Raw genomic sequence first — 16,226 nt, forward strand, 5'->3', positions numbered from 1 at the left:
GTCGGCAAGAAGTGGACTATACCTGTCGGCGATCCACGTGACCGCACGACCCTGCTTGACCTGACCGCGGTGCCGGCCCGGATCCGGTTCACCGCCTGAGTCCTGGAGAAGGCGAGGACTTGAGCATGGGATCCACTTCCGCATCGGCGTCCGAGAACAACGGCTCCGCGGGTTTCGGCCGCCGCGGCCTGATCAAACGGTCCGCGGCACTCGGCCTGATCTCGGTCCCCACGATGAGCTTTCTGGCCTCCTGTGCCAGCAGTGGGGGCGGCGGTGACCAGGACAAGGCGAAGGCCGGAAAGAAGACCGAGCAGAACCCGCTCGCGGTCAACGAGACCGCCCCCATGGAATTCGTCCTGTTCGACGGCGGTTTCGGCAAGGAGTACGCCGAGGACGCGGTGAAGATCTACGAACAGAAATTCCCCGATGTCGAGGTGAAGTTCTCGGCCACCCAGAAGATCCAGACCACGCTCCAGCCCCGCTTCAACCAGGGCACCCCGCCCGACCTCATCGACAACTCCGGTGCCGAGCAGATGGACATGGGCGTCCTGGCCGGCAAGAACCAGCTCTCCGACCTCACCCCGCTGCTCGACGCCCCCTCCTACGACGACCCGGCGAAGAAGGTCCGCGACACGCTGCGGCCCGGCATCGTGGAGATGGGCCGGCTCGACGGCGACCCCGTCTGGATCCTGTACTACGCCTACACCGTCTACGGCGTCTGGTACTCGCAGAAGCTCCTGGACTCGCTGGACGCCACGTACCCCGAGACCTGGGACGAGATGCTCGCGGTCTGCGAGAAGGCGAAGAAGAAGGGCGTCGCGGGCTGGACGTACGCCGGCAAGTACCCGTACTACCTCCCCTTCTCGCTGTACCCGATGATCGGCAAGGTCGGCGGCCGCGAGGTCCTCGACGCCATCGACAACCTGGAGCCCAAGGCCTGGGAACACCCCGCGGTCAAGACGTGCTTCGAGGCGTACTACGAGCTCTACAAGAAGGGCTACGTCCTCAAGGGCACCCCGGGGCTGGACCACATCCAGTCGCAGACCGCGTGGGCCCAGGGCAAGGCCCTGTTCCTCCCCAACGGCTCCTGGGTGGAGAACGAGTCGGCGAACGTCATCCCGGCCGACTTCGACCTCGCCGTCTCGGCGCCCACCGGCATCGACTCCTCCGACGCGCTGCCGTTCGGCACCCTGTGGGCCTCCGGCGGCGAGCCGTTCGTCGTGCCGGCCAAGGCGAAGAACGCGGCGGGCGGCATGGAGCAGCTGCGCATCATGCTCGGCGAGGCGTCCTCGAAGAACTTCACCACCAAGGTGAAGTCCCTGACCGCCTACGACGGCGGCACCGACGGCATCACCCTCACCCCCGGGCTCAAGTCGGGCGTCGCCGCGCTGGAGAAGGCGGGCGAGAACGTGCTGAACCCCCGGCTCCAGGACTGGTACGTGAAGTTGCAGAAGGAGCAGATCGGGGTGTCCGGACTCGGCGAGATGATGGCCGGCCGCCTCACCCCCGTCGAGGCCGTCAAGAAGATCCAGAAATTCGCCGACGACACCGCGAAGGACACGTCGATCAAGCACTACAAGCACCAGTAACGGGAATTCACACGGCACCGGAGTGGTGATGCAGCACGGCAAGTACCGCTTCATCGTGGGGTTCCTGGCGCTGCCCCTGGGACTGTACGCGCTCTTCGTGATCTGGCCGTTCGTCCAGTCCGTCTACTACTCGTTCACGGACTGGACCGGACTGAGCCCCGAGTTCGAGATGGTCGGCCTCGACAATTACCGCAGGATGCTGGACGACGACGTCTTCTGGAAATCCCTGTGGCACAGCCTGACGTTCGCGGTCGTGGTGCCGCTGATCACGATCTGCTTCGCGCTGTTCCTCGCCTTCATGATCAATATTGGCGGACGGAGGAGGAAGGGCGGCCCGGCGGTCTCCGGCGTCCGCGGCTCCTCCTTCTACAAGATCGTGTACTTCTTCCCGCAGGTGCTCTCCATCGCGATCGTCGCGCTGCTGTTCGCCTTCGCGTACAACCCGGACAGCGGCGCGGTGAACTCTTTGCTGCGGGGGATCGGACTGGACGGCGTCCAGCCGCTGTGGCTGGGCGACCCGGACCTCGCGCTGTGGTGTGTGATGGCGGTGCTGGTGTGGTCGACGGTCGGGTTCTTCGTGGTGCTGTTCTCCGCGGGCATGGCGTCGATCCCGGCGGACCTGTACGAGGCCGCCCTGCTCGACGGCGCGAACCGGGCCACCACCTTCTTCCGCATCACCCTGCCGCTGCTGTGGGACACCGTGCAGTCCGGCTGGGTCTACCTGGGCATCCTCGCCCTCGGCGCGGAGTCGTTCGCGGTCGTGCAGATCATGACGACCGGACCGGGCGGCCCCGACTACTCGACCACCGTCATGGTCCTGTACGTCTACCAGAAGGCGTTCCGTGACGGTCAGGCCGCCTACGCCACCACCATCGGCGTCGCCCTGCTCGTCGTGACGCTGGCCTTCGCCGCGCTCGTGATGCGGCTGGGACGGCGCGAGCGGCTGGAGTACTGATCATGAGCATCGAGAAGACCACGGAACCCGCCGCGCCCGCGCCCGTGCCCGCGCCCGTGACGAAGACGGACCCGCCCCCGGCCGGCCGGCCGGCCGGGCGGAAGGGGGAGGGGCAGATCCTCAACGCCTTCTCGCACGGCATCCTCGCCCTGTGGGCGGTCATGGTCGTGCTGCCGCTGCTGTGGGCGGTGATGACCTCCTTCAAGGACGACGCCTCCATCTTCGGCTCGCCGTGGTCGCTGCCCGACGCACTGCACCTCGACAACTGGGCCCGGGCGTGGACCGAGGCCGACATGAGCGACTACTTCCTCAACACCGTCCTGGTGGTGGGCGGTTCGCTCGTCGGCACCCTGGTCCTCGGCTCCATGGCGGCGTACGTCCTGGCCCGCTTCGACTTCCCCGGCAACCGCTTCGTCTACTACCTGTTCATCGGCGGCATGAGCTTCCCGATCATGCTGGCGCTGGTCCCGCTGTTCTACGTGGTCGACACCATGGGGCTGCTGAACACCCTCCACGGCCTGATCCTGGTCTACATCGCCTACTCGCTGCCGTTCACGGTGTTCTTCCTCACGGCGTTCTTCCGCACCCTGCCCACCGAGGTCGCGGAGGCGGCCTTCGTCGACGGGGCCTCCCACAGCCGCACGTTCTTCCGGATCATGCTGCCCATGGCCCGGCCCGGCCTGGTCAGTGTGGGCATCTTCAACTTCCTGGGCCAGTGGAACCAGTACATGCTCCCCACGGTCCTCAACACCGACCCCGACCGCCGCGTCCTCACCCAGGGGCTCGTCCAACTGGCCGCCAGCCAGGGTTACAAGGGCGACTGGTCGGGGCTCTTCGCCGGACTCGTGATGGCGATGCTGCCGGTCCTGGCGGCCTACATCGTGTTCCAACGGCAGGTGGTGCAGGGGTTGACAGCGGGCGCGCTGAAGTAGACCTCACGCCTTCAGGCGGCGTACGCGGGCTCCCGGAGCACAGGGGGCGGCGTGCGCCGCCTTTTGTCTGGGTCCGTCCGCTTTTCATGCCTGCTGCGCTCCTCCGCCCGCCCGATTCCCGCAACACCGCGCACCCACCCCCGCACACCCCGCAACCTAGGGTGGCGACCGACGTCCGTCTCTTTGTTCGAGTACGCGGATACTGTTCAACCTCTTGACGGGAGGCGACCCGAACAGCTCAGCTTAGAGTTCACTAGTTGGACATGGACGGGGCCCCATCGCTGCGGTCCCGCGCGCAGGAGGTCGTCGTGGAGACTCCGGGGTCGCAGTCGTCGCTGCACCGAGCCAACCTGGAGCGGGTCGTACGGGCCGTGCGGCTGGCCGGGTCGCTCACGCAGGCGGAGATCGCCCGGACGACCGGTCTGTCGGCGGCCACCGTGTCGAACATCGTGCGCGAGCTGAAGGACGGCGGAACCGTCGAGGTCACGCCCACCTCGGCGGGCGGACGCCGGGCCCGCAGCGTCAGCCTCAGCGGCGACGCCGGCATCGTCATCGGCGTCGACTTCGGCCACACCCACCTCAGGGTCGCCATCGGCAACCTCGCCCACCAGGTGCTCGCCGAGGAGTCCGAGCCGCTGGACGTGGACGCCTCCTCGGCCCAGGGCTTCGACCGTGCGGAGCAGCTGGTCGAGCGTCTGATCGAGGCCACCGGGGTCGACCGGAGCAAGATCGCCGGGGTCGGGCTCGGCGTGCCCGGACCCATCGACGTGGAGTCCGGCACGCTCGGCTCCTCCGCCATCCTGCCCGGCTGGATCGGCACGCGCCCCGCCGCGGAGCTGCGCGGCCGTCTCGGGGTGGCCGTCCACGTGGACAACGACGCCAACCTCGGCGCCCTCGGCGAGATGGTCTGGGGAAGCGGCAGAGGCGTACGTGATCTTGCTTACATCAAGGTCGCGAGCGGTGTGGGCGCCGGTCTGGTGATCGAGGGGAAGATCTACCGGGGTCCCGGCGGCACCGCGGGGGAGATCGGGCACATCACGCTCGACGAATCCGGCCCGGTCTGCCGCTGCGGGAACCGCGGTTGCCTGGAGACGTTCACGGCCGCGCGGTACGTGCTGCCGCTCCTCCAGCCCAGCCACGGCACCGACCTGACGATGGAGGGCGTGGTGAGGCTGGCCAGGGACGGGGACCCGGGCTGCCGTAGGGTGATTGCCGACGTCGGACGCCATATCGGCAGCGGAGTCGCCAATCTCTGCAACCTGCTGAACCCGAGCCGGGTGGTGCTCGGCGGCGATCTCGCCGAGGCCGGGGAGCTGGTGCTCGGGCCGATCCGGGAGTCCGTCGGCCGCTATGCGATCCCCAGCGCGGCGCGCCAACTCTCCGTTCTCCCGGGGGCACTCGGGGGCCGTGCCGAGGTGCTCGGGGCGCTCGCCCTCGCGCTCAGCGAGATGGGCGATTCGACTCTTTTGGACGGCACTCTGTCCTCCGCCGCACCCGCCTTCACTTAGAGAACGAATGACCCCGTTGCCATCTCGTTAAGTATTTACTTCTTGACGTCGAACTTGCGGCCGAGTTGACTTCGAGCCACCTCGGCCGCAGCGTTGCGGCCCTGTCAGGGAGGCACAACCCACATGAACGCAACGATGCGTAGAGTCGTGATCGGCGCCACCGCCGTTTCCATGGCCCTGTCGATTGCCGCGTGCGGCAAGGCGGGCGGCGACGACTCCGACAGCAGCAGCTCCGACAGCAAGTCGATCGGTCTGCTGCTCCCCGACACCGTCACCGCGCGCTACGAGAAGTTCGACAAGCCGTACTTCGAGGCCAAGGTGAAGGAGCTCTGCGCCGACTGCAACGTCGAGTACGCGAACGCCGCCGCCGACGCCGCCAAGCAGGCCCAGCAGGTCAGCAGCATGGTCACCAAGGGCGTGAAGGTCATCGTGATCTCCGCCCAGGACTCCGCCGCGATCAAGTCCTCCATCCAGTCCGCGGTGGACAAGGGTGTCAAGGTCATCGCGTACGACCGCCTCGCGCAGGGCCCGGTCTCGGCCTACGTCTCCTTCGACAACGTCAAGGTCGGCGAGCTCCAGGGCCAGGCCCTGCTCGACGCCCTCGGCTCCAAGGCGACCACCAAGTCCAAGGTCGTCATGATCAACGGTGACGACGCCGACCCGAACGCCGCCCAGTTCAAGGAGGGCGCGCACAACGCCCTCGACGGCAAGGTCACCATCGCCTACGAGCAGTCCGGCCTGTGGAAGGACACGGTCGCCGCGCAGAAGGTGTCCGCCGCGATCACCCAGCTCGGCGCCAAGAACATCGCCGCCGTCTACTCCGCCAACGACGGCATGGCCGGTGGCATCGCCAACACCCTCAAGGGCGCGAAGATCAGCGGCATTCCGCTGACCGGCCAGGACGCGGAGCTCGCGGGTATCCAGCGCATCGTCGCCGGCACCCAGTCCTCCACCGTCTACAAGGCGTTCAAGCCCGAGGCCGACGCCGCCGCCCAGCTCGCGGTCAACCTGCTCGAGGGCAAGGACATCAAGTCCCTCGCCACCCAGACGCTGACCAGCGGCTCCGGCGACAAGGTCCCCTCCCAGCTGCTGACCCCGGTCTCGGTCACCAAGGCCAACATCAAGGACACGGTGGTCGCGGACAAGCTGTACACGGTCGAGGAGATCTGCACCGCCGAGTACGCCGCCGCCTGCAAGACCGCCGGTCTGCAGTAGCGACACCGCGCGCCACGCGCACCCGGCCCGGGTCCCCACGGGGAGCCGGGCCACGACCGCCGAGCGGTCCCGCGAGACTCCTCCGACGCCTGCCCCACCTCAACACCCCGCTGCCGGGGCGGGCGTCGGACGGAACCGTTGCCGAGCGCAACGGACTCGCGCTTGTTCATCTTGTAAACCTCGTGCGCCGACGGCGCGTTCCGCGTCCCGTCCCGCACACCCTTCCGCGCCTTTCCCAACAGCGCGGCATCCCCGCCGGTCAGGCGGCGAAGGAGATGGTTCACGTGTCCGCTACGCCCGTGCTGGCGTTGCGCGGAGTCTCCAAGCGATTCGGTGCGGTCCAGGCCCTCACCGACGTCGAACTGGAGGTCCACGCCGGAGAAGTGGTCGCCCTGGTGGGCGACAACGGCGCAGGTAAGTCCACCCTGGTCAAGACGATCGCGGGTGTCCACCCCATCGATGAGGGCGTCATCGAGTGGGAGGGCAGGCCGGTCAGCATCACCAAGCCGAACGACGCCCAGACCCTCGGCGTCGCGACGGTCTACCAGGACCTCGCCCTCTGCGACAACCTCGATGTCGTCGGCAACCTCTACCTCGGGCGCGAGCTGCTCCGCCGCGGCGTCATCGACGAGGTGTCGATGGAGAAGAACGCCCGGGAGCTGCTGTCCACGCTCTCCATCCGCATCCCGAGCGTGCGCATCCCGATCGCGAGCCTCTCCGGAGGCCAGCGCCAGGTCGTCGCCATCGCCCGCGCGCTGATCGGTGACCCGAAGGTCGTCATCCTCGACGAGCCCACCGCCGCCCTCGGCGTCGAGCAGACCGCGCAGGTCCTCGACCTGGTCGAGCGGCTGCGCGAGCGGGACCTCGGCGTCATCCTCATCAGCCACAACATGGCCGACGTCAAGGCGGTCGCGGACACCGTCGCCGTGCTGCGCCTGGGCAAGAACAACGGCTCCTTCCCGGTGAAGGACACCAGCCACGAAGAGATCATCGCCGCGATCACGGGTGCCACGGACAACGCCGTCACCCGTCGTGCGGGGCGTCGCACCGCGGAGGCGGCCAAGTGAGCGACACGTCCAAGACCGTGAAGAGCGACAACGCCGAGGCCGCGAAGGCCGTGAAGAGCGACGGCGCCGAGACCGCGAAGACCGCGAAGAGCGACAGCGCCGAGGGCCCGAAGGCCACCAAGGCCGAGAAGACCGAGGGCGTCGTCGAGAAGCAGGCGACCGTCGCCCCCGCCGACGACCCCACCGCGGCCCCCGTCGCCGTCGTCGACCCGCGCCTGCTGGTGCGCGAAGAGGGCCTCACGGGCTACCTCACCGAGTTCAAGCGCAAGGTGAAGGGCGGCGAGCTGGGCTCGCTTCCGGTCTTCGTCGGCCTGATCATCATCTGGACGATCTTCCAGCTCCAGAACGACCGCTTCCTGAGCGCCGAGAACCTCTCGAACATCAGCTACTTCCTCTCGGCCACCGGCATGCTCGCCATCGGCCTGGTGTTCGTCCTGCTGCTCGGTGAGATCGACCTGTCCGTCGGCTCCGTCAGCGGTCTGGCGTCCACCCTGTTCGCGGTGTTCGTCGTCGACCACACCATGAACCAGTGGCTGGCGCTGTTCCTCACCGTCCTCACCGGTGTCGCCATCGGCGCCCTGCACGGATGGTTCTTCGCCAAGATCGGCGTCCCCGCGTTCGTCGTCACCCTGGCCGGCTTCCTCGGCTGGAACGGTCTGATGCTGTGGCTGCTGGGCTCCAGCGGCACCATCAACATCCCGGCCGACTCCGGCCCGGTCCACCTGCTCGGCCAGGGCTCCTTCTTCATGGACCAGGCCATCATCGGCGCCTACCTGCTGGCCGGCCTCGGTGTCGTGCTGATGCTGGTCGGCAACTTCGGTGAGCAGCGCCGCCGCAGGGCCGCGGGTGTGCCGTTCCGGCCGACCAGCGAGATCCTCATCCGGGTCGGCGCGCTCGGCATCGCCTCCTTCGTGGCCGCGGCCGTGCTGAACAACGCGGCCGGTGTCTCCAACGCCCTGGTCATCTTCCTGGCCTGCCTGGTCATCGTCGACTTCGTGCTGCGCCGCACCACCTACGGCCGCAAGGTCTTCGCGGTCGGCGGCGGCATCGAGGCCGCGCGTCGCGCCGGTATCAACGTGGCCCTGATCCGGATCACCGTGTTCGCCATCGCCGGCGGCTTCGCGGCGGTCGGCGGTATGTTCTTCGCCGGCCAGACGGCCAGCGCCACGCTGAACGCCGGTGGCGGCAACACGCTGATGCTGGCGATCGCCGCGGCGGTCATCGGCGGCACCAGCCTCTTCGGCGGCCGCGGCTCGGTGTGGTCGGCGCTGCTCGGCATGCTGGTCATCCAGTCCATCCAGACCGGTCTGGACCTGCTCAACATGAACACCTCGATCCAGTACATGATCACCGGTGGTGTTCTGCTCGGCGCGGTCGTCATCGACTCCGTCTCCCGCAAGAGCCAGAAGGCCGCGGGGCGCGGCTGAGGTTCACGCTCGCGCGAGCGCCGTTCCGGGTGCGGTGGGACCGCGCCTGACCCGCCGTCGTGGCCGGTCGCGCCCACGCGGCGGAGCCGCACATCGATGCAGCCCCGCGCCCCTCGGGCCCGTCGCGGTCGCCCGCTGTGCCCGGCACCCCTCCCGGTGCCGGGCACAGCGCTGTCATAGGAACCGTCCGACATGGGTACGGCCGACGGGTGACCTATGACGCACGGGCCGTGGTCCACGGGCCGAGACGGAACATTAGACTCGACGAACCCGGCAACAGCTCGATCAGCTCTACTGCAAGGAGGCACGGGTGCCGCTGCTGACCCGCATCACGGGACCGCGCGATCTGGACCGGCTCAGCCTGGAGGAGCTGGACCGGCTGGCGGGGGAGATCCGCGCCTTCCTCGTCGAGGCCGTCTCCAAGACCGGCGGCCACCTCGGGCCCAACCTCGGCGTGGTCGAGCTCACCATCGCCCTCCACCGGGTCTTCGAGTCGCCCAGGGACAAGGTGCTGTGGGACACCGGCCACCAGTCCTACGTGCACAAGCTGCTCACGGGACGGCAGGACTTCTCCAAGCTGAAGATGAAGGGCGGCCTGTCCGGCTACCCCTCGCAGGCCGAGTCCGAGCACGACGTCATCGAGAACAGCCACGCCTCCACGGTGCTCGGCTGGGCCGACGGCATCGCCAAGGCCAACCAGCTCCTCGAACGCGACAGCCACGTCGTCGCCGTCATCGGTGACGGCGCGCTGACCGGCGGCATGGCCTGGGAGGCGCTCAACAACATCGCCGAGGCCAAGGACCGCCCGCTCGTCATCGTCGTCAACGACAACGAGCGCTCCTACGCCCCCACGATCGGCGGCCTCGCCAACCACCTCGCCACGCTCCGCACGACCGACGGCTACGAGCGCTTCCTCGCCCGGACGAAGGAGATCCTCGACCGCACCCCCGTCGTCGGCAAACCGCTCTTCGACACCCTGCACGGCGCCAAGAAGGGCCTGAAGGACTTCATCGCCCCCCAGGGCATGTTCGAGGACCTCGGCCTGAAGTACGTCGGCCCCATCGACGGGCACGACATCGAGGCCCTGGAGTCGGCGCTGGCCCGCGCCAAGCGGTTCGGCGGGCCCGTCATCGTGCACTGCCTCACCGAGAAGGGCCGCGGCTACCAGCCCGCCCTCCAGGACGAGGCCGACCGCTTCCACGCCGTCGGCAAGATCCACCCCGACACCGGTCTGCCGATCTCCACCTCCGGCGCCGACTGGACCTCCGTCTTCGGCGACGAGATGGTCGAGCTCGGCAAGGAGCGCAAGGACATCGTCGCCATCACGGCCGCCATGCTCCAGCCGGTGGGCCTGGACAAGTTCGCCAAGGCCTTCCCGGACCGCGTCTACGACGTCGGCATCGCCGAACAGCACGGCGCCGTCTCCGCGGCGGGCCTCGCGCACGGGGGAGTGCACCCCGTCTTCGCCGTCTACGCCACCTTCCTCAACCGCGCCTTCGACCAGGTCCTCATGGACGTCGCCCTCCACAAGTGCGGGGTCACCTTCGTCCTGGACCGGGCCGGGGTCACCGGCACCGACGGCGCCTCCCACAACGGCATGTGGGACATGTCCATCCTCCAGGTCGTTCCGGGGCTCAGGCTGGCCGCGCCGCGCGACGCCGACCAGGTGCGCGCCCAGTTGCGCGAGGCCGTGGAGGTCGACGACGCACCGACCGTGGTCCGCTTCTCCAAGGGCGCCGTCGGCCCCGCCGTGCCCGCCGTGGGACGGGTGGGCGGCATGGACGTGCTGCGCGAGCCCGGCACCGACCGGCCCGACGTACTGCTCGTGTCGGTCGGCGCCCTCGCGCCCATGTGCCTGGAGATCGCCGGGCTCCTCGACCGGCAGGGCATCTCCACCACCGTCGTCGACCCGCGCTGGGTCAAGCCGGTCGACGAGGCGATGGCCCCGCTCGCCGACCGGCACCGCGTGGTCGTCACCGTGGAGGACAACTCCCGCGTCGGCGGTGTCGGCTCCGCGATCGCCCAGGCCCTGCGGGACGCCGGCGTCGACGTCCCGCTGCGCGACTTCGGCATCCCGCCGCGCTTCCTCGACCACGCCACCCGCGCCGAGGTCATGGCCGAGATCGGTCTGACCGCCCCCGACATCGCCCGCCAGGTCACCGGCCTGGTCTCCCGGCTCGACGGACGGTACGACAGCACGGCGGCCGAGGTCGACTCCGTGGAGTCCGCCCGCGACTGACGCGCCGCTAGGGCCTGTCGTCACCTTGCCGTCCGCCCTGCGGGCGACGACGGGAATCTGACGACAGGACCTGGGGCCCGGACGCGCCGGAGACGCTCGGACGGACAGGCCGGACGCGCCGAGACGCTCGGACGGACAGGCCGGACGCGCCGAGACGCTCGGACGGACAGGCCGGACGCGCCGGAAAGGGCCGGTTGTGCCACCGTGAGGAGTGGTGCGACCGGCCCGTCCGCGTGACACGCCCACGCCGGGGCATACGCACCACGCGCTCTCGATCATGTCGAGGACGACCAGCGTGGGAGGTAGGCCCGTGAGCAACACCCTCTTCCGGACGAAGAAGGTCGAGCAGTCCATCCTCGACACCGAGGAACCAGAGCACGCGCTCAAGAAGTCACTGTCCGCGCTGGACCTGACCGTCTTCGGTGTCGGTGTCATCATCGGCACCGGCATCTTCGTCCTCACCGGCACGGTCGCCAGGAACAACGCCGGTCCGGCCGTCGCCCTCGCCTTCGTCGTGGCCGGGGTCGTCTGCGCGCTCGCCGCGCTCTGCTACGCCGAGTTCGCCTCCACCGTGCCGGTGGCGGGCTCCGCGTACACCTTCTCGTACGCCTCCATCGGGGAGCTCCCCGCCTGGATCATCGGCTGGGACCTGGTCCTGGAGTTCGCGCTGGGCACGGCGGTGGTCGCCGTCGGCTGGTCCGGCTACGTCGCCTCGCTGCTGGACAACGCGGGATGGCACCTGCCGGCGACGCTCGGCACCAGGGACGGCGCCGAAGGGTTCGGCTTCGACGTCCTCGCCGCCGCGCTCGTCCTCGTGCTCACCGCCATCCTCGTGGTCGGCACCAAGCTGTCCGCGCGCGTCACCTCGGTCGTCGTCGCCGTCAAGGTGACCGTCGTCCTCGTCGTGATCATCGCGGGTGCCTTCCTCGTCGAGAGCAAGAACTACGACCCGTTCATCCCGAAGGCGCAGGCGGTGCCGGCGGGCGACAGCCTCCAGTCCCCGCTCATCCAGCTGATGATCGGCTGGGCGCCGTCCAACTTCGGCGTGATGGGCATCTTCACCGCCGCGTCCGTCGTGTTCTTCGCCTTCATCGGCTTCGACGTCGTCGCCACGGCCGCCGAGGAGACCAGGAACCCGCAGCGGGACATGCCGCGCGGCATCATCGGCTCCCTCCTCATCTGCACCACCCTCTACGTCCTGGTGTCCATCGTCGTGACCGGGATGCAGCACTACAGCAGGCTGAACATCACCGCGCCGCTCGCCGACGCGTTCAAGGCCACCGGCCACCCCTGGTACGCGGGCTTCATCAGCTTCGGCGCCGCCGTCGGTCTCACCACGGTCTGCATGATCCTGCTGCTCGGCCAGACCCGGGTCTTCTTCGCGATGAGCCGCGACGGGCTGCTGCCGCGCTTCTTCTCCCAGGTCCACCCGCGGTTCAAGACCCCGCACCGGCCGACCATCCTGCTCGGCGTGCTCATCGCGGTCCTCGCCGGCTTCACCCCGCTGAGCGAACTCGCCGAACTGGTGAACATCGGCACGCTCTTCGCGTTCGTGGTCGTCGCGATCGGCGTGATCGTCCTCCGCCGCACCCGCCCCGACCTGCACCGGGCGTTCCGCACGCCCTGGGTGCCGGTCCTCCCCGTGCTGTCGGTGGTGGCCTCCCTCTGGCTGATGCTCAACCTGCCCGCCGAGACCTGGGTCCGCTTCGCCGTCTGGATGGTCATCGGCATCCTCGTCTACTTCCTGTACGGCCGTTCCCACAGCCGGCTGGGCCGCCATGAGGAGACGACGGTCGAGGAGGTGGCCCACCCGCACCGGGACGGCAACCGCTGACCCGCCCCCCGGTGCCGCTCCGCCCCCGTCCCGTACGGCGCGGTCCTCAGCCGAGCACGGCCCGCGGTCCCGTGACCTCCGCGCCGTGCTCCGTGACCCGGCGGCGCAGTTCCCGGTCGGCCGTGACGACCAGGCGGGCGCGGCCGGCGGCGCGGGCGGCCAGGTCGACGATGTGGTCGTCGCCGCTGCCGGGGGCCGACTCCACGCGCACCCCGGGCACCGACTCCACCCCGCGGGCGGCGCCCTCGACGACGAGGACGATCTCCCGTGGGCCGGGGCGTCCGGGGAGACCGCCGGCGGCCAGCCGGTCGCGCAGCCGCTCCGTGGCGCCCCGCCGGTCGCGCCACCAGCCGTCGGGCACCGACCCCACGACGTTCGCGGCGTCGACGATCACCAGCAGGGGGGAGGCGTGGTCCCCGGGCTCAGCGTGCATGGGCCCAGGGTGGCACGGACGGCGGCGGGGCGTGTGCCCCGAGCGGTGGGACGGGACTGCGGCGGGGGGTGCGCGGCGGGCGGTGGCGCGGGACGGCGGCGGGGGCGTGCGACCCGAGCGGCGGCACCGGACTGCGGCCGTCATACAGTGAGCGGGTGAACGGCGAATGGCTCATACGCGGCCGCGACGGGCGGCTCAGTGTCTACCTGACGTCACACGACGCCGTGCTGTGCCGGGCGGAGCGGACCGGCGGCGGCCCCTGGGACCCGCCCCGCACGGTGGCCGGCGAACAGCGGGTGCGGCCGGACGGCGTGGCCGTCGGGCAGGGCGCCGACGGCTACGCCCATCTGGCCGCCTGGCGGCCGACCGCGTCGGGGGAGGCGGTCCTGGTGCACTCCACCCACTTCCGGCCCCTGCTCGCGGCCCTGGACTGGGCTCCGGTCGGCCACCCCAACAAGGCGGGCGGGCGCACCGGCACGCCCGCCGTGGCCGTGGACGCCCAGGGGCGGGCGCACGTCTTCGTGCGCAACGTCGGCACCGGGATCAGCATGGTCGCCCAGAAGGAGAAGGGCGGCTGGGACCCGTGGCGCGACCTGAAGGGGCAGGGCGTGCAGGGCCCGCCGGTCGCCGTGACGGGGGAGTCCGGCCGGGTCGAGGCGTACGCCGCGGCCTCCGGCGCCGTCCTGCACTGGCGGCAGACGGAGCCGGGCACGGTTCCGGTGCGCGGCGAGCCCCTGGAGGCGGCGGTCCGCCCCGGCACGCTGCGCGCCCTCGCCACCTCCGCCGAGCACACCACCCTCTTCTTCACCGACGACGACTCCGGCGAGGTCTGCGCCTGGCGCCCCGGCGGCAAGCCGGTCCCGCTGCTCGCCGCCGCCGGCCCCGGCCCGGTGGCCGCCGTCCGTTGCGAACTCGACGGCCTCGACTGCACGTTGCTCGCCCAGCGTGCCGCGAGCGGCCGTGTCGCCTTCGCCGCCTACCCGACCGAGGACGAGACGGCCGGCGCCTGGTGGACCGAGTCCGGCCCCCACCTGCCGGACGACGCCGTGGTGGCCCTCGCCCGGGACCACGGCGGCCGGGTGGTCGCGGCGACCCTCTCCCCGTCGACCGGCCGTCTCCTCACCAGCCGCCGCAAGGAGGAGCCGGGGCTGGCGCTGACGGCGTGGCGGGAGGTGTGAGCGGGCGGGACCTGTCCTGGTCGGGCCGCGTCCGCGGAGTCCCCCCGGATCGCGACGCCCGGCACGCGCGTTCGCCGTGCGGACGGCGCTCCGTCGCGGACCCGACCCCGCCGCTCAGGCGATCCGCGGGATCCACTGCCAGCCGCCGGTCCCGACCGTGACCGCCGCACCGAGCCCGGACTCCGTCCCGGGGTGGAACAGCAGGGCGTTCGCGGTGTCCGTGTCTGCCGCGCTCGTCGTCACCCACAGGTCGGCCCGGCCGTCCCGGTCGACGTCGCCCGCGGTGAGCAGCGGCCGGTCCGCGGCGGGCCAGGAGCCGCCCGCCACCGCCTGCGGCGTGCCGAGCGTCCCGCCCCCCGCGTTCGGGTACAGCCAGAGGGTCCCGGTGGCCCGGTCACGGGCCCACAGGTCGGGCCGGCCGTCACCGTCGGTGTCGCCGGGGGCGAGGACGTCGAGGCCGCTCCAGTCGCCGCTGCCCAGCCGGACGGGCGCGGCGGCCGACAGGGCGGGAGCGGTGCCGGCCGGGTCGCCGGGGTACAGCCACAGGCCGGTGCCGTCGCGCACGACCAGGTCGAGCGTCCCGTCGCCGTTCAGGTCACCGGCGCTGAGTACGGCGGTGGCCGAGGTCCAGCCGGTGGGCCGTCCGCCCATGGCGAGGCGGGTGCCGAGGGCGCCGTCGCCGGTGGTGGGGTAGACCCACAGCCGGTCGCCGAGGCGCACGACCAGGTCCTCGCGGCCGTCGCCGGTCCAGTCGCCCCGGTGTGTGATCAGGGCGTCCGTCCAGCCGCCGGTGCCGATCTGGCGGTAGGGCACGGCGACCAGGCCGTCGCCGCGGCCGGAGTACAGCCGCAGGTTCCCCTCGTTCTGGACGGCCACCAGGTCGGGCCGGCCGTCGTTCGTGAGATCGCCCGGCACGCCGGAGCCGGGGCGCGGCTCGGGGTACGCGGCACCGCGCAGCAGCCGGTGGTCGGAGAGCCCGGGGTCGACGACGGAGCCCCGGACGCCGTAGAAGTCGCCGGCGGTGACGAAGACGTGGTCGAACTTCTTGGGCGTGCCGGAGATGTCCACGGTCGGCTCGCCGGACCGGCACTCGCCGCTGCCCGCGGTCAGGCAGGCGTCGGTGAACCAGTCCCGGTCGTTCTCGTCGACCTCGGCGAACCGGCCGGTGCCGGGCAGCCCGGCGCGGACCGGGTCCAGGGCCGGGTAGTCGGGTGCGGCGTTGAAGTCGCCGCCCAGGAGCACCGGGGTGCCCAGCGCCCAGCCGTCGATGTGGCCGAGCGCTTCGGCGGAGCCGTTGTCGGGCTGGATGTACTGGGCGAGGTGCGTGGTGCACACCAGTGTGGGCCGGCCGTCGACCGGGCCCTTCGCGCAGAGCACGGACCGGGGTTCCGCACCGTCGGGCACGGTCAGGTGGGCGACGTACCGTTCGACCGCGTCCGTTCTGACGAGCACGCCGAGCCCGAAGCGGGTGCTGCCGTCCGCCGACCACTTGGCGCACCCGGCGGCCGTGGCCGGGCTGGTCCACACGGCGCTGTACCCGGGCAGCGCGTCCCGCAGCGCGGTCCACTGGCCGAGGCACAGCTCCTGGAGCATCACCGCGTCGGCGTCCCAGGCCTCGATCTGCTCGACCATCCGCTCGGTCCAGGTGGCGGTGTCGAGGTCGCTCTGACAGGCGGAGTAGGCGCCGCACACGTTGTACGTGAGCGAGCGGACGGTGGGGGCCGTGGCCGGATCCACCTCGTCGGCGTGCGCGGGGCCGGGCAGCAGCAGGGCGGCGCAGAGGGCGAGTCCGGCGCCGATCCATCTCAACAGGCGGGCCACGGCCCGCGTCCCCCCATGACGGTGTCTC

12 protein-coding genes are annotated in these 16,226 nt (G+C 70.7%); 10 read left to right on the top strand and 2 right to left on the bottom strand.

The features are described 5' to 3' along the window. Positions 1-125 precede the first annotated feature (125 nt). The 9 genes from ngcE to ACIP67_RS18970 all read left to right on the top strand — a co-directional run bounded on the left by ngcE (position 126) and on the right by ACIP67_RS18970 (position 12,766). Positions 126-1,589 carry an N-acetylglucosamine/diacetylchitobiose ABC transporter substrate-binding protein gene (gene ngcE / locus ACIP67_RS18930; protein WP_401692985.1) on the top strand — a complete coding sequence of 488 codons (1,464 nt, stop codon included), beginning with the start codon at positions 126-128 and terminating at the stop codon, positions 1,587-1,589. Between the two features lie 28 nt (positions 1,590-1,617). Continuing rightward, entirely contained in the window at positions 1,618-2,544 is a 927-nt protein-coding gene (locus ACIP67_RS18935; RefSeq protein ID WP_401692986.1) for a carbohydrate ABC transporter permease, read from the top strand. Between the two features lie 2 nt (positions 2,545-2,546). Next, positions 2,547-3,476, top strand: coding sequence for a carbohydrate ABC transporter permease (locus tag ACIP67_RS18940; RefSeq protein WP_401692988.1), 930 nt, complete (start codon positions 2,547-2,549; stop codon positions 3,474-3,476). A 308-nt stretch (positions 3,477-3,784) separates the two neighbouring features. Next, positions 3,785-4,984 carry an ROK family transcriptional regulator gene (locus ACIP67_RS18945; protein WP_401693274.1) on the top strand — a complete coding sequence of 400 codons (1,200 nt, stop codon included), beginning with the start codon at positions 3,785-3,787 and terminating at the stop codon, positions 4,982-4,984. Between the two features lie 123 nt (positions 4,985-5,107). Continuing rightward, positions 5,108-6,199 carry a sugar ABC transporter substrate-binding protein gene (locus ACIP67_RS18950; RefSeq protein ID WP_401692990.1) on the top strand — a complete coding sequence of 364 codons (1,092 nt, stop codon included), beginning with the start codon at positions 5,108-5,110 and terminating at the stop codon, positions 6,197-6,199. A gap of 275 nt (positions 6,200-6,474) precedes the next feature. Continuing rightward, a complete protein-coding gene (locus ACIP67_RS18955) occupies positions 6,475-7,266 on the top strand; it encodes an ATP-binding cassette domain-containing protein (RefSeq protein WP_401692992.1) in 792 nt (263 codons plus the stop codon). Positions 7,267-7,316: 50 nt separating this feature from the next. Continuing rightward, on the top strand, positions 7,317-8,693 hold the full coding sequence (locus ACIP67_RS18960) for a sugar ABC transporter permease (protein ID WP_401693276.1): 1,377 nt from the start codon (positions 7,317-7,319) through the stop codon (positions 8,691-8,693). Between the two features lie 310 nt (positions 8,694-9,003). Further along, positions 9,004-10,932 carry a 1-deoxy-D-xylulose-5-phosphate synthase gene (dxs, locus tag ACIP67_RS18965; RefSeq protein ID WP_401692994.1) on the top strand — a complete coding sequence of 643 codons (1,929 nt, stop codon included), beginning with the start codon at positions 9,004-9,006 and terminating at the stop codon, positions 10,930-10,932. A gap of 310 nt (positions 10,933-11,242) precedes the next feature. Beyond that, a complete protein-coding gene (locus ACIP67_RS18970; protein ID WP_401692995.1) occupies positions 11,243-12,766 on the top strand; it encodes an amino acid permease in 1,524 nt (507 codons plus the stop codon). 46 nt (positions 12,767-12,812) lie between these two features. On the opposite strand, the gene ACIP67_RS18975 is transcribed toward ACIP67_RS18970, so the two are convergent. Continuing rightward, positions 12,813-13,199 carry an NTP pyrophosphohydrolase gene (locus ACIP67_RS18975; protein WP_401692996.1) on the bottom strand — a complete coding sequence of 129 codons (387 nt, stop codon included), beginning with the start codon at positions 13,197-13,199 and terminating at the stop codon, positions 12,813-12,815. A 155-nt stretch (positions 13,200-13,354) separates the two neighbouring features. Here ACIP67_RS18975 and ACIP67_RS18980 point away from each other — a divergent pair, with 155 nt between their 5' ends. Beyond that, positions 13,355-14,377: a hypothetical protein gene (locus ACIP67_RS18980; RefSeq protein ID WP_401692998.1), complete on the top strand. Its 1,023-nt coding sequence runs from the start codon at positions 13,355-13,357 to the stop codon at positions 14,375-14,377. Between the two features lie 114 nt (positions 14,378-14,491). On the opposite strand, the gene ACIP67_RS18985 is transcribed toward ACIP67_RS18980, so the two are convergent. Further along, the gene (locus ACIP67_RS18985; protein WP_401692999.1) at positions 14,492-16,198 is read right to left on the bottom strand and encodes an FG-GAP-like repeat-containing protein; all 1,707 of its coding nucleotides are present in this window, start codon (positions 16,196-16,198) and stop codon (positions 14,492-14,494) included. Positions 16,199-16,226: the final 28 nt, after the last annotated feature.

Source organism: Streptomyces sp. NPDC088812 (assembly GCF_044750285.1).
In the GTDB taxonomy this organism is placed as follows: Bacteria; Actinomycetota; Actinomycetes; order Streptomycetales; family Streptomycetaceae; genus Streptomyces.